Here is a 13,067-nt window from a genome sequence, read left to right as displayed (position 1 = left end):
GACTGTGAGCGCCCCACCGCCTCTGAGCTCCACCCCCCGGCTCCTCCAGGAGAGCGGCCTCGGGTCATCCCACCAGCCCATCGACCCGATGCTGGTGAGCACGCTCCTGGAACGCCGTTACGGCGTCTGCGGGAATCTCGAGCCACTGGCCACAGAGAAGGACGACACGTTCCTCATCAGAGGCGAGTCCTCGGGCTACCTGGTGAAGGTCTCGCCACCTGACGAGGAGGCGATGGTGGTCGCGCTCCAGACGGCGGCGATGCGTTTTCTGGAAGGCAGCGCGCCGGAGTTGCCGGTCCAGCGGGTGAAGCTGACAGTCGAAGGAGACGATCACGTGGTCGTCGACCTCCGCGACGGCGGAACTCGAATCCTGAGGGTGTTCGACTTCGTTGACGGACCCGTCCTGGCCGGGACGAACCCGGACCGTGATCAGCTCGCCAAGGTGGGCGAGATGCTCGGGCGCGTAGACCTGGCGCTGGCGCGCTTCGCGCACCCTGCCGACCAACGGATCCTTGTGTGGGACATCCGGCATTTCCACCGGTTGACCGGCCTCATCGACCACACGCCGAGTGCCGAGCACCGTCGTTTGGCGCGGGACGTGTTCCGGCTCTTCCAGGACGCACTCCATCCGCGACTGGGTGAACTCGACATGCAGGTGATCCACGGTGACTACAGCCCTCACAACGTGGTCGTGGATCCGCACAGCGACGACTTCGTCACCGGCGTCATCGACTTCGGTGACACGGTTCGCAGCGCCGTGATCTTCGATCCCGCCGTCACGATGGCGAACCTGGTGGGGCGGGCGTCCGACGACCCCTGGCGGGATGCGTCCGCCTTCATCGCCGGCTACGAGCGGGTACGGCCGATCAGGGAGTCGGAGCTTCCGCTGCTGCCGGTGGCGGCACTGGCACGGCTCACGCTGCGCGCGCTGATCACCAACTGGCGCGCCGAGCGCGTTCCGGCACGCCGCGAGTACTTGCTGGCCCATGCCAAGGATGACTGGACCAACGTGGCTCGGGCCATGGCCGCGCCCCGGGATGACGTGGTCTCGCAGCTCCAGGAGGACCGCTCATGAGCCGCAACGGTCATGCGGTGAGCGGCAACCCCACGTCGCGCGACCACAACAAGGCGTCGATTCTTGACGTGGTCCTATCCCGGGCCCCACTGACAAGCAGCGAGCTCATCGATCTGACGGGCTTGAGCAGGGCCACGGTGTACAGGACCGTGGAGGAAGTCCGAGCGGATGGTTTCGTGGTCGACGGCGGAGTCGACGCGGTGGGCGGCCGCGGCCGTCGATCCACGTATCTCGACGTGCCCCGCACGGCCGGCCATGTGGTCGGTGCCAGCTTGGGCGCGCAGACCACGGGCGCCATGGTGACGGACCTCCGAGGTCGTGAGATCGAGCACCTGGTCGTCCCTACCCTCGACCGCCACGGCGTCGAGAGCACTGCCTCATGGCTGGTCGACCTGATCGCCCGGACCCGCGAATCAGCGGAAGGGCCCCTGCGACAGATCGTCGTCGCAGTCCCCGGCCGTGTCCGCGACGGCAGGGAGATCTTCGGTCCCGCGGAGTCCATGAAGATCCTCGCTGGCGCCGAGCTCCATCGGAGACTCCAAGACCTGGTCGACGCTCCGGTGCTGCTCGAGAGTGATGCCAACTCCGCCTTGCTGGGCATCATGATCGATGACGCCACCGTCGGTAACGCCGCGCTCTTCAACGTCAGCAGCACCGTGAACTTCGCAAGCTGTACCGATCACGAGATCGTCCGGGGGCGGACCTCCTCCTTCGGGGACATCGGCGTTCTCCACTCCGGGGTCGAAAACCAGACACTGGAGGGGCTGCTGAGCACGGGGGGGCTGCTTCGGTTCGCTCGCGGGCGGGGCCTCGATCTGCAGAGCATCGACGATCTCTGGCTGGAATCGCACGACGAGGTGGCGCGTGCCGAAGTTCTGGAGGCGTTCACCACCGCGATCGTGACCGCTGTCAGTGCCGTTGCCGTGACGTTGGATCCCGAGTCGGTCTACTTCGTCGGCCGATTGGGCCCGCTCGTCGACGAGGTACGACCCGAGCTGCGAGAGAGGCTCGGCAAGAAGCATCCGACAACCCCAGAGATCAAGGCGGTGACCCACGTCCTCGGCCTGTCGACGGCTCGAGGCGCCGTCTACGCGGGCCTGGCGTTGGCTCGGGAGCGCATACGCGACGCGGTGCTCGAAGCACGTCGTCGCGGCGAACCTGCCGAGCAGTCCGCGCCCGCCTTCTAGGCGGGAAGCGTGAAGACCGCCCAGCTCTTACGGAGCGTCTCGTGGATCGTCCACGTTCCCCGCCATCCGGCGGGCGTGACGAACAGGGAGCCGGCCGCGATCTCGAAGGTGCGTCCGCTCGGCTCCTCGATGGTCGCTCGCCCACTCAGGATCTGGCAAACCTCGTGGAAGCCGTCGCGCGTGCTCGTGAAGGTGCCCGGTGTCACCTCCCAGATCCCCGTCCGGAGGCCGTCCGCCCCCCAGACTTCCGCTGACGCCTCGGTCTGCCCGGGTGTGGTCGACGTGAGCTTGGCCCGGTGAGGCTGGATCGGGGCGGTGAAGGCATCGCTGAGGATGACGGCTTCGGTCATGGTTTTCCTCCTGAGGATGAATTATTGTCAACAATCAACAATACTGCTATCTTAGCGTGAATGACACCGCGGTCTGACGAGTCGGACGGACATCGCCCACCGCCCCGGTAACTCCACGCGAAAGGCCACAGATGGCAACGCTCAGTCCCCTCTTGAAGCAAGCGACGCCGATCATCGTCGAACGCGCATCGGGATCCTGGATCTCAGCGACCGACGGCGTCGATTACCTCGACTTCACGACCGGCATCGGCGTCACGAGCACCGGGCACTGCCATCCACGCGTGGTGGAAGCCGCTCGCGAGCAGACCGGCCGGATCATCCACGCCCAGTACACGACGGTCATGCACCAGCCGCTCATCGAACTGACCGAGCGCCTCGGCGGAGTGCTGCCGGCCGGGCTCGACAGCGTCTTCTACGCGAACTCCGGATCCGAAGCCGTCGAGGCCGCGGTGCGACTCGCGCGCATGGCGACCGGACGGCCGAACATCGTCGCATTCCAGGGCGGCTTCCACGGCCGCACGGTCGCCGCGGCATCGCTGACCACTGCGGGCACCAAGTTCCGCTCGGGTTTCTCGCCCCTCATGGCCGGCGTGCACATCGCGCCCTTCCCTGCCGCGTTCCGGTACGGCTGGCCTGAGGACGCCGCCATCGACTTCGCGCTTCGCGAGCTCGACTTCCTCCTCCAGACCACGACGAGCCCTGCCGACACCGCGGCCTTCATCATCGAGCCCGCGCTGGGCGACGGCGGCTACGTGCCCACACCGCCCCGATTCCTCGAGGGCCTGCGCGAGCGGGCCGATCGCCACGACATCGTGCTGATCGTCGACGAGGTGCAGACCGGCGTCGGTCGGACCGGGCGATTCTGGGGCCACCAGTACTCATCGATCACGCCCGACATCCTCATCACAGCCAAGGGCATCGCGAGCGGGTTCCCGATCAGCGCGATCGCGGCGTCAGCCGACCTGATGGCACGGGGCTGGCCCGGCTCGCAGGGCGGGACGTACGGCGGCAACGCCGTCGCCGCCGCGGCGGCGGTGGCGACGCTCGACGTGGTCCGCGATGAGGAGCTCATCGCGAACTCGCAGGCAATGGGCGAGCTCCTCCACGACGGGCTGCTCGAGCTGAAACGTCGTTTCCCGAGCATCGGCGACGTGCGCGGACTCGGGCTCATGCGCGCCCTGGAGTTCGTCGACGAGCTCGGCGAGCCCGACACCGCCATCACCGCGGCGGTACAGCGCACGGCCGTTTCGCACCGGCTGCTCACCCTGACGTGCGGCACCCGCGGCAACGTCGTGCGGCTGATCCCACCCCTCGTGGTCTCACCGCAGGAAATCCGATTCGGCCTCGATGCCCTCGCGGCCACACTCGAGGAGGTGACGGCATGACCGACACGATGACACACACGACCATGTCCGAGACCGGCGTGAAGTTCGAGTTCCCTCAGCGCCTGTTCATCGACGGCGCGTGGACCGACGCCGCGCACGGCGACCGCTTCGACGTCGTCAATCCCGCAACCGGCGAAGTGCTCGCGCGCATCGCCGATGGTCGTCGGGAAGATGCGCGACAGGCGCTTGACGCCGCGGTGGCGAGCCAGGTGGCCTGGGCCGAAACGCCGCCGCGCGAGCGGAGCGAGATCCTCCGCCGTGCCTACGACCTGATCATCGAGCACATCGACGAGCTGGCGATGCTCATCACGCTCGAGATGGGCAAGCCGCTCGCCGACGCGCGCGGCGAGGTCTCCTACGGGGCCGAGTTCTTCCGGTGGTTCGCCGAGGAGGCTGTGCGCATCGGCGGCGACCACACGCTCAGCGGCGACGGAAGAACCCGCATCGTGGTCACGCGGGAACCGGTCGGCCCATGCGTGGTCGTCACGCCGTGGAACTTCCCGCTCGCGATGGGCACCCGCAAGATCGGTCCGGCCCTCGCCGCCGGCTGCACGGTCGTCTTCAAGCCCGCCGAGCAGACCCCCCTCACCGCGCTCTACCTCGCGCACATCCTCTCACTCGCCGGCCTGCCTGACGGTGTCGTCAACGTCGTCACGACGACGGCCGCCGCCGAGGTGGTGGGCTACTGGCTCGACTCCGGGCAGGCACGCAAGCTGAGCTTCACGGGGTCGACGGAGGTCGGCCGGATCCTCCTCGCACAGGCGTCCAAGCATGTCATGCGGACATCGATGGAACTCGGCGGCAACGCACCGTTCATCGTGTGCCACGACGCAGACATCGACACGGCAGTCGAGGGAGCGATCACTGCGAAGATGCGGAACATGGGCGAGGCCTGTACAGCCGCGAACCGGCTGTACGTTCACGCCGACGTGATCGAGGAGTTCACGAAGCGGTTCGCGGAGCGGATGGCCGCGCTGCGGCTCGGCCCCGGGTGGGAGGACGGGGTACAGGTCGGCCCGCTCATCGACCACGACGCGCTTCGCAAAGTTGAGTCGCTCGTCCGCGACGCCGTCGACCGCGGTGCGCGTGTCGCGACAGGGGGCGAGTCCCCCGTCGACGGACTGCTCTACCCACCCACAGTGCTGGTCGACGTCGCTCTCGACTGCGAACTGGCCAGCGCAGAGATCTTCGGGCCCGTCGCGCCGATCTTCACCTTCACCGACGAGGCGGAGGCTGTCCGGCTCGCCAATGACACCGAGTGGGGTCTGGTCGGGTACATCTTCACCCAGGACATCGACCGCGCGTTCCGCCTCGCCGGCGGACTCGAGGTCGGTATGGTTGGCCTGAACACAGGACTCGTCTCGAACCCGGCCGGCCCGTTCGGCGGCGTGAAAAGTTCCGGACTCGGCCGCGAAGGCGGTCGCTGGGGAATCGACGAGTACCTTGAGTACAAGTACTTCGCGATCCCGCGGCGGTGACGCCCAGCCGGGGCCGACAGTCGGCGGAAGGACTGGTACGAACGACAGAGGGGGCACAGTGAGCGGCATCGACAGACTCTCAGCGATACAGAGCAGGTCGACCTCGGTCGTCATCGCCGAGCAGCTGACGGACCGGATCATCGACGGCTCGTTCCGCCCGGGCGAGCAGATCAACGAGGCCCAAGTCGCGACTCAGCTGAACGTCTCGCGTGGTCCCGTGCGCGAGGCGCTGCAACGCCTCGTCCAGTCGGGCCTGCTCATCAGCAAGCGGAACCGGGGGGTGTTCGTGCGCGAGCTGACGGCGGACGACGTCGCCGAGATCTATGCCGCTCGCGAGGTCCTCGAATGCGCGGCCGCGGAGGTCATCGTGGCGCGGTCGAGCGAGGAGCGGTCCAACATCGCCGCTGAACTCGAGGCCATCGTCGACGGCATGATTCCCTTGATCGCGGCGCAGGACTGGCCGCAAGTCTCTCGCCTGGATCTCGCCTTCCACTCTCGGATCGTCGAGGCATCCGGGAACACTCGACTGCGCCGGGCCTACCTCACCCTGGCGACCGAGACGCTGATCTGCATGTCCAACCTGGAGGAGGCATACCCCTACTCCGACCCGGCCAGCATCGCTGAAGAGCACCGCCGCATCGCGGTGCTCCTCGCCGAGGGCGACATGCGTGACGTCCGCGAGGCCCTTCACCAGCACCTGTCGGCCGCCGACGACTACCTCTCCACGGCGGTCGACGCGCAGAACGGCAAGCAGACTCCCTACGCGATGTAGCGGCTCAGACGATGAAGGGGGATGCGTCATCGACGCATCCCCCTTCTTTCACGCGGCGTCTCGGCTCGAGGGCGCTTGATGACGATGTCGCTCGGCACGTCGTCGCTTCGACGGCGCTGCGCAAGCGGCCTCGTGACCGGTGCCGTCTCGCTTGGAGTCCACCAAGCGCATCACATCGATGCGGAAGTCGCTCGTGTCGCTGCCCCGAGCCCCTGCGGCGATGTTCACCACGACGAGGCCGGCGCCGATCGGCGCCGGCCTCGTCTCGTGGGCGGCCCAGACGACCTCGGCCGGCGAGACCGGGCTGCCCGATCGCGTGGGCAGCCCGGTCTCGCCGGCCTTCGTGGTCATCGGCTCGCAGGATTCTGGCGACACGGAGGCCGTCTACCTGCGCAGGCGATCAACGGATCTTGTCGAGCAGCCCGTACCAAGCACCCGCGAGCGGAAGGAACCACGGCGGTCCGAAGTGGCCAGGAACTGCGGGGTTGGGCAGGTCGTTCCAGATGTTCGCGGCGGTGTTCCCGCCGACGACGTCTGCCATGACCTTGCCCATCCAGGTGGCCATCTGGACACCGTGGCCGGAGTAGTTCATCGAGTAGAACAGTCCGTCGTGCTCGCCCGCGTGCACCATCTGGTCCATCGAGATGTCGACGAGACCGCCCCAGGTGTAGTCGATGCGGGTGCCCTTGAGCCGCGGGAAGACCTCGCCCATCGCTTTCTTCAGGATCTCGCCGCTCTTCAGGTCGGAATCCGGGCTCGACATGGCGAAACGTGCGCGCCCGCCGAAGAGCAGCCGGTTGTCGGGAGTGATCCGGAAGTAGTAGAGGAAGTTCTTGCTGTCGGAGGCCATCCGGCGATTGGGCAGCAGCTCGTCGACGACCGCCTGCGGCAGCTGCTCGGTGACGATGATGTAGCTGCCGACAGGCACGACGCGACGCTGCATCCAGCCGAAGGGACGGCCGGTATAGCCGCTCGTTCCCACGATCACCCGGTCGGCGCGGATCGTGCCGCGCGAGGTGACGACGTCGTGGACGTAGCCCCGGCCGATGCGCTTGACATCGACGACCCGCGCCTTCTCGTGGATGCTCGCGCCGGCCTCGACCGCGAGGCGCGCGAGCTCGTGGCCGAACTTGCCGACGTGCAGGCCAGCCCCGAGCGGATCGACGATCGCACCGTGATAGACATCGGAGCCGATCTCGCTGCGGATCTCGCTCTTCGGAACGAGCTGGACAGGCTGGCCCACGAGGCGCTTCAGCTTCTCGGCGCTGCCCTTGAAGCCCTCGTAGTGCTCGGGTTTCCAGGCGAGGGTCATCTTGCCCGACCGGGTGTAGTCGACCTTGAGGTCGTTCTCGGTGACGAGGCTCTCGATCAGGTCGATCGCGTGGTTGTACTCCTGGAAATAGGAGATCGCGCGTTCTTCGCCGTAGCGCTTGATCGCCTTGCCGAAACCGATGGCGAGGCCGGTCGTCGCCATGCCGCCGTTGCGGCCGGACGCGCCCCAGTTCACGGTGTTCGCCTCGAGCACCGCGACGGACTTGCCGAGTTTCGCGGCGTGGAGGGCGGCCGACAGGCCGGTGAAGCCGGCACCGACGATGGCGACGTCGACGCGCTGAGGCAGTGTCGTGTGGCGGTAGTCGCCACTCGGCGTCGCGGTGTCGAGCCAGTACGAGCTCGTCTTCAGGCCGACGGTCTGAGCCGGGAGTCGCGTCGCCATCATCGGATCCCCAGCGCGGCGTTGACGTCGTCGAGCGACTTGACCGACAGGTAGTCGTAGGCGGGGAGCTCGGGATCGTAGCCCCGGTCGAGGTAGACCTTGTTCGTCATGCCCAGGTCGTCGGCCGGCAGGATGTCGTACCGCTGGTGAGACGAGATGTGGAGGAAGTCCTCGGGGTTCGCGCCGATCGTGTCGAACATGTACTCGAAGGCCGCATATCGGGGCTTGTAGGCCTGCGCCTGCTCGGCGGTGAGCACGGCGTGGAAGGGCGCACCGAGCTTGGGGACGCTGACCGCCAGGTGCTTGTCGTCGGCGTTGGAGAGGATGACGAGCGGGAAGTTCTCGGCCATCTTCGCGAGCGGCGCGGGCACATCGGCGTGCGGGCCCCAGGTGCCGACCGAGGAGGTGATCGCCTCGATGTCGCCGGGGCGGACCTCGAGCCCGAACCGGCGGCAGGTGCGCGTGTAGGAGGACGCGAGGATCTCCTCGTACGGGGCGTACTCGAGCACCTCGTCGTAACGATAGATCCGGAAGCGGTCGAGGAATCGCTCGATCCCCGCGGCGTCCAGCCGGTCCTCGATGAGAGGGATCGTGGCCTCGCGCATCGCGAAGTAGATGAGCGTTCCGTAGCAGTCGAAGGAGACGTACTTCGGTCGGAACCTGATGTCGGTCATGGGGTGCGCCTTTCTCGTCGCGTTGCGATCACGATATCGATCCGATTGTTGATTGTCAACAATCTACGATCATGCTTCTACTCGAGCTTTCGCCAGCTCACCGAGTACGGCGTCGCCGACCTCCGCGGTGCTGGCAGACCCGCCCAGGTCGCGGGTGGAGATCCCCGCCGCCAGAACGCGTTCGACGGCGCCCATGACATCGCCGGCCGCTGCCTCGTAGCCAAGGTGCTCGAGCATCATCGCGCCGGCCCAGATCTGCCCGACCGGGTTGGCGATGCCCTGCCCTGCGATGTCCGGCGCAGAACCGTGCACCGGCTCGAACATCGACGGGAACCGGCGCTCGGGGTTGAGGTTCGCGCTCGGCGCGATGCCGATCGAACCGACGGCCGCGGCGGCGAGATCGGAGAGGATGTCGCCGAAGAGATTCGAGGCCACGACGACGTCGAGGCGCTCGGGGTGCTGCACCACGCGGGCGGCCAGCGCGTCGATGAGCACCGACTCGAGTTCGATGCCGGGGTGCCCGGCGACGACGTCCCGCACGACTTCGTCCCACAGGGTCATGGTGTGGATGATGCCGTTCGACTTCGTGGCCGAGACGAGCCGGCCCGACCGGCGGGCGGCGAGCTGGGCGGCGAACTCGGCGGCCCGGGAGATGCCGCGCCGGGAGAACAGTGCCTGCTGATAGGCGCTCTCGTACGGCGTGCCGGCGTAGCTGCGTCCGCCGACTGCCGAGTACTCGCCCTCGACGTTCTCGCGAACGATCACCAGGTCGATGTCGGGACGATCGGCCAGGGGCGATCGCACACCCGGGAGGGAGCGGACCGGCCGGAGGTTGATGTACTGGTCGAACTCGCGCCGGATCGGGATGAGCATTCCCCACAGGGTCTCGACGTCGGAGACCTCCGGGTCGCCCACCGCACCGAGGAAGACGGCATCGGCATCGGCCAGCGTGTCGATGGCGTCGACCGGCATCATCCGCCCGTGCACCCGGTAGTAGTCGGTCCCCCAGGGGTACTCGCGCCATTCGAGCCTCGCATTGTGCGAAGCGATCGCCCGGTCGAGCACCCGCTGTGCGGCCGGGGTGACCTCGATGCCGATTCCGTCTCCGGCGAGTACCGCGATGGGGTGGGTTCGCATGATCCGCTTCTCCTTCGTGCGTGGGCGCGACGATGCGCAGTATCGATGTTAGACCATGATTGTCAACAGTCGACACTTATGAGACGGCGGGAGTCATACGCGCTCCGGCAATCCCGTGGGGACCACCAGGCTCGACGGTGTTCTCACCCGGTGGACACCGGCGACCCGCCCCTCGCACCCGAGGGCACGAACGCGACGTTGATGCGCCCGGTGACGGAATCGGTCGTGACCCGCGCGGTCACGCCATATACGTCCGCGATCAGTTCGGGAGTGAGCACGCTGTGGGGCTCGCCTGCCGCGACGACCTTCCCTGCACGCAGCACGAACACGCTGTCGCAGAACGTCGCGGCGAGGTTGAGGTCGTGCAACGCGATGAACGTGGTGAGCGGCAGCGTCGTGATCAGCTCCAGCAGCTCGAGTTGATGACGGATGTCGAGATGGTTCGTCGGCTCATCGAGCAGCAGTTCGCGGGGCCGCTGCGCGAGGGCGCGGGCGATGTGCGCGCGCTGCCTCTCACCGCCTGAGAGCGTGTGCCACGAATGGTCGGACTTCGTGATGAGGTCGACGCGTGCGAGCGCATCGTCGATCGCCTGCTCATCCTCGGCACCTGCGCCACCCAGCAGCGGACGGTAAGGCGTGCGTCCGAGCCGGACCACGTCCTTGACGGTCAGGTCGGCCTCGGTGTCGGCGTGCTGGGTCACGGTCGCGACCGCGCGCGCGATCGTCCGCCGAGCAATGCTGGCGAGGTCGGTGCCGTCGAGCGTGACCGTCCCTGCATCCGGCCGCGCGGTGCCTTGGAGCAGGCGCAGCAGCGAGGACTTCCCCGACCCGTTCGGCCCCAGAAGACCGACCGTCGACCCCGGTTCGGGTCGCAACGACACCCCGTCGACCACGAGCACGTGTCCTCGGCGCCACGTCACCCGGTCCGCGTGGAGCGTCATCCTGCCCTCCACTTGCGGGCGAGGAGCATGACGAACACAGGCACGCCGATGAGTGCGGTGCCGACACCCACCGGCAGCGGCGTCGGCGCGAAGACGGTCCGGGACCCGGCATCCACCCACACCATGAAGATCGCACCGAGTATCGCCGCGGCGGGGATCACCTTCGCGTGCCGATGACCGACGACCAGGCGCGCCGCGTGCGGCAGCACGAGCCCGACGAAACCGATCGCCCCGGCGATGCTGACCAGTGTCGCCGTGAGCAGCGCCGTGGCCACCAGCAGGACGATGCGGGTGCGCGCGACGTGCACACCGAGAGACGCGGCGACGTCCTCGCCGAACGCGAAGGCGTCGAGGGTCCTGGTCGAGAGTGCACACACCGCGCCGCCGAAGAGCACCACGACCACGCTCAGGCCGACATCGTTCCAGCGCATCCCCTCCAGGGAGCCGAGGAGCCAGAACATGACTCCCCGGGTCTCGTCGGAGTCCGCGAACGCGAACACCACGAGCGAGGTCACGGCCGAGAACAGCTGCGTGCCGGCGATGCCCGCGAGGATGATGCCCGAGGTTCCGCGGCCCGCGACCCGAGCGAGCAGCAGCACCGATCCGAAGGCTACGAGCGCGCCGACGAAGGCGCCGCCGGAGAGACCGAGGGCACCGCCGCCGAGCCCGAGCACTCCGATGAGGACAGCCCCGGTGGACGCCCCGGATGAAACACCGAGGACGAAGGGGTCCGCGAGCTGATTGCGCAGGAGGGACTGCAGCACGACCCCGCACAGGGCGAGCCCCGCGCCGCACGCCCCGGCGACCACGGCTCGGGGCAGGCGTTCTTCCCAGACGATGGCGTCCTCGACGACTCTGACGGGGATGTCGGCCAGCCCAGCGTGGTTGAGGAGAATGTCGCGCACGTTCACCAGCGAGACGTCGGCCGGCCCGAGCGTGGCGGCGACCCCGATCGAGAGGGCGAAGGCGAGTAGCCCCGCGCTGGTGAGCGCGACGGCTCGGAGGATGTGCGACGTTCGAGGCAGCTCCCCGGCCGCCGTACCGGGGCGCGGCAGGACGGCACTCTGGGTCACAGGGCGCCCCGGTTGGCGATCCACCAGTCGTGGATCTTCTCCAGCCCGTCGACGAAGCGGATCGAGGGGTTCAGCTCGGCTCCGTGCAGCGCGATGAAGTGCTCTTCCTCGACGGCTCGCAGCGTGCGAGTGAGCGGATCGGTCGTGAGGAACGCGATCTTGTCGTTCAGGCGATCACCCGGGAAGCGGTCGCGCTGCAGATCCCCGAGGACGAGCAGATCCGGGTCCGACTCGACCACGCTCTCCCAACCGACCGCGGGCCAATCGTCCGCCGCCCCGGCGAACGCATTCTCCATGCCGGTCGTGGTCGCCAGAAGCGACGCTGACCCGAGTCCGCCGGCGACATACGGGGTCGTCGTATCCGCGAACCAGAACACGACGCGCGTTCCGCCGAAGTCCACATCCGCCGTGGCGGCGGCCGCACGCGCCTGGAGCTCGGCGACGAGCTCGTCGCCGCGCTCGGCGACGTCGAAGATCTCGGCGAGTTCTCGGATCTCCTGGTAGAGAACATCCACGGTCAGGGCCCGGCTACGGGTTCCCCCGCCGTTGATGCTCTCGCCGTGGTCGCAGTCGGTGGGGGAAAGGTATGACCCGATCCCCGTTTCCGCCAGCCGGTCACGCGTGACCACGCCGCCCTGCTGCACGTAGTGCCGGCCGAATGAGGCCGTCACGAAGTCAGGGTCCGCACCGAGCAGGACCTCGTACGTCGGCGCGTTGTCGGCGAGCCGCGGCACGTGCGCGTTCGCGTCGGCCAGCGAGTCGAGGATCGGGTCGGTCCACGAGGCCGTCCCGACGATGCGATCCGCAAGGCCGAGTGACAGCAGGATCTCCGTCGAGTTCTGGTCGAGCGACGCCACGCGTTCGGGCGCGCTCTCGAACGTGATGGTACGCCCGCAGTTCTCGACCGCGAGCGGGTACTCCGTGCGCCCCTCTCCCCCATCCGCCGACTGCACCGTCTCGACTGGTTCGGATGCCCCGCAGCCGCCGAGGACGAGTACCGCAGCTGCCGCAAGCGCGATCGTGATCGGGCGGGGTGGGGGAACGTGCATGTGGAGTCCTTGTGGTCGGTGAGCGGGCGAGGATCGACACCACAATAGACACATAGGTTAGGCTTACCAAAGTCGATGACGTTGGGCGCGACTCAGGCGTAGCACGCCTCCCAGCGGTGTCCGTCGCCTTCAGCGCGAGGCGGGGGTGCGCTCGTCCGCACGTGTCGCGGGCAGGTCGGCGAATGCACCCGCGGCTGCCGGTGCACGCTGCGTCCGGCGCGGGTTTTGACGC

General features: G+C 67.9%; 13 protein-coding genes. 5 read left to right on the top strand and 8 right to left on the bottom strand.

What is annotated here, in order from left to right; translation table 11 throughout:
* Positions 1–94: 94 nt before the first annotated feature.
* Both MRBLWH7_RS02120 and MRBLWH7_RS02115 read left to right on the top strand, forming a co-directional pair.
* Positions 95–1,075 carry a phosphotransferase gene (locus tag MRBLWH7_RS02120; protein WP_341998707.1) on the top strand — a complete coding sequence of 327 codons (981 nt, stop codon included), beginning with the start codon at positions 95–97 and terminating at the stop codon, positions 1,073–1,075.
* Positions 1,072–2,262: an ROK family transcriptional regulator gene (locus MRBLWH7_RS02115; protein WP_341998705.1), complete on the top strand. Its 1,191-nt coding sequence runs from the start codon at positions 1,072–1,074 to the stop codon at positions 2,260–2,262. The genes MRBLWH7_RS02120 and MRBLWH7_RS02115 overlap by 4 nt, the downstream gene beginning before the upstream one ends.
* On the opposite strand, the gene MRBLWH7_RS02110 is transcribed toward MRBLWH7_RS02115, so the two are convergent.
* Positions 2,259–2,612: a cupin domain-containing protein gene (locus tag MRBLWH7_RS02110; RefSeq protein WP_341998703.1), complete on the bottom strand. Its 354-nt coding sequence runs from the start codon at positions 2,610–2,612 to the stop codon at positions 2,259–2,261. The genes MRBLWH7_RS02115 and MRBLWH7_RS02110 overlap by 4 nt on opposite strands.
* A gap of 131 nt (positions 2,613–2,743) precedes the next feature.
* On the opposite strand from MRBLWH7_RS02110, the gene MRBLWH7_RS02105 reads away from it, so the two are divergent.
* Genes MRBLWH7_RS02105 through MRBLWH7_RS02095 form a run of 3 tightly spaced genes read left to right on the top strand, consistent with a single transcriptional unit; the run spans position 2,744 to position 6,247 of the window.
* Complete coding sequence (locus MRBLWH7_RS02105; RefSeq protein WP_341998701.1) at positions 2,744–3,997, top strand: aminotransferase class III-fold pyridoxal phosphate-dependent enzyme; 1,254 nt, start codon at positions 2,744–2,746, stop codon at positions 3,995–3,997.
* A gap of 23 nt (positions 3,998–4,020) precedes the next feature.
* Positions 4,021–5,475: an NAD-dependent succinate-semialdehyde dehydrogenase gene (locus MRBLWH7_RS02100; RefSeq protein WP_342001867.1), complete on the top strand. Its 1,455-nt coding sequence runs from the start codon at positions 4,021–4,023 to the stop codon at positions 5,473–5,475.
* 58 nt (positions 5,476–5,533) lie between these two features.
* Positions 5,534–6,247: a GntR family transcriptional regulator gene (locus tag MRBLWH7_RS02095; RefSeq protein WP_341998699.1), complete on the top strand. Its 714-nt coding sequence runs from the start codon at positions 5,534–5,536 to the stop codon at positions 6,245–6,247.
* Positions 6,248–6,295: 48 nt separating this feature from the next.
* On the opposite strand, the gene MRBLWH7_RS02090 is transcribed toward MRBLWH7_RS02095, so the two are convergent.
* From MRBLWH7_RS02090 to MRBLWH7_RS02060, 7 genes are all read right to left on the bottom strand, one after another.
* Positions 6,296–6,598 (bottom strand): hypothetical protein, encoded by a 303-nt coding sequence (locus MRBLWH7_RS02090; RefSeq protein ID WP_341998697.1) that lies wholly within the window; start codon positions 6,596–6,598, stop codon positions 6,296–6,298.
* 49 nt (positions 6,599–6,647) lie between these two features.
* Complete coding sequence (locus tag MRBLWH7_RS02085) at positions 6,648–7,961, bottom strand: FAD-binding oxidoreductase (protein ID WP_341998695.1); 1,314 nt, start codon at positions 7,959–7,961, stop codon at positions 6,648–6,650.
* Entirely contained in the window at positions 7,961–8,635 is a 675-nt protein-coding gene (locus tag MRBLWH7_RS02080) for a haloacid dehalogenase type II (RefSeq protein ID WP_341998693.1), read from the bottom strand. The genes MRBLWH7_RS02085 and MRBLWH7_RS02080 overlap by 1 nt, the downstream gene beginning before the upstream one ends.
* 69 nt (positions 8,636–8,704) lie before the next feature.
* Positions 8,705–9,772, bottom strand: coding sequence for a tartrate dehydrogenase (locus tag MRBLWH7_RS02075; RefSeq protein ID WP_341998691.1), 1,068 nt, complete (start codon positions 9,770–9,772; stop codon positions 8,705–8,707).
* Positions 9,773–9,915: 143 nt separating this feature from the next.
* Positions 9,916–10,713, bottom strand: a complete 798-nt coding sequence (locus MRBLWH7_RS02070) for an ABC transporter ATP-binding protein (RefSeq protein ID WP_341998689.1) — start codon at positions 10,711–10,713, stop codon at positions 9,916–9,918.
* Positions 10,710–11,738 carry an iron chelate uptake ABC transporter family permease subunit gene (locus MRBLWH7_RS02065; RefSeq protein WP_342001864.1) on the bottom strand — a complete coding sequence of 343 codons (1,029 nt, stop codon included), beginning with the start codon at positions 11,736–11,738 and terminating at the stop codon, positions 10,710–10,712. Before MRBLWH7_RS02065 ends, MRBLWH7_RS02070 begins: the two co-directional genes overlap by 4 nt.
* A gap of 44 nt (positions 11,739–11,782) precedes the next feature.
* Positions 11,783–12,835: an ABC transporter substrate-binding protein gene (locus MRBLWH7_RS02060; protein WP_341998687.1), complete on the bottom strand. Its 1,053-nt coding sequence runs from the start codon at positions 12,833–12,835 to the stop codon at positions 11,783–11,785.
* Positions 12,836–13,067 lie beyond the last annotated feature (232 nt).

This window comes from Microbacterium sp. LWH7-1.2 (assembly GCF_038397755.1).
Taxonomy (GTDB): domain Bacteria; phylum Actinomycetota; class Actinomycetes; order Actinomycetales; family Microbacteriaceae; genus Microbacterium.
This window is presented reverse-complemented; position numbering and strand designations above follow the sequence as displayed.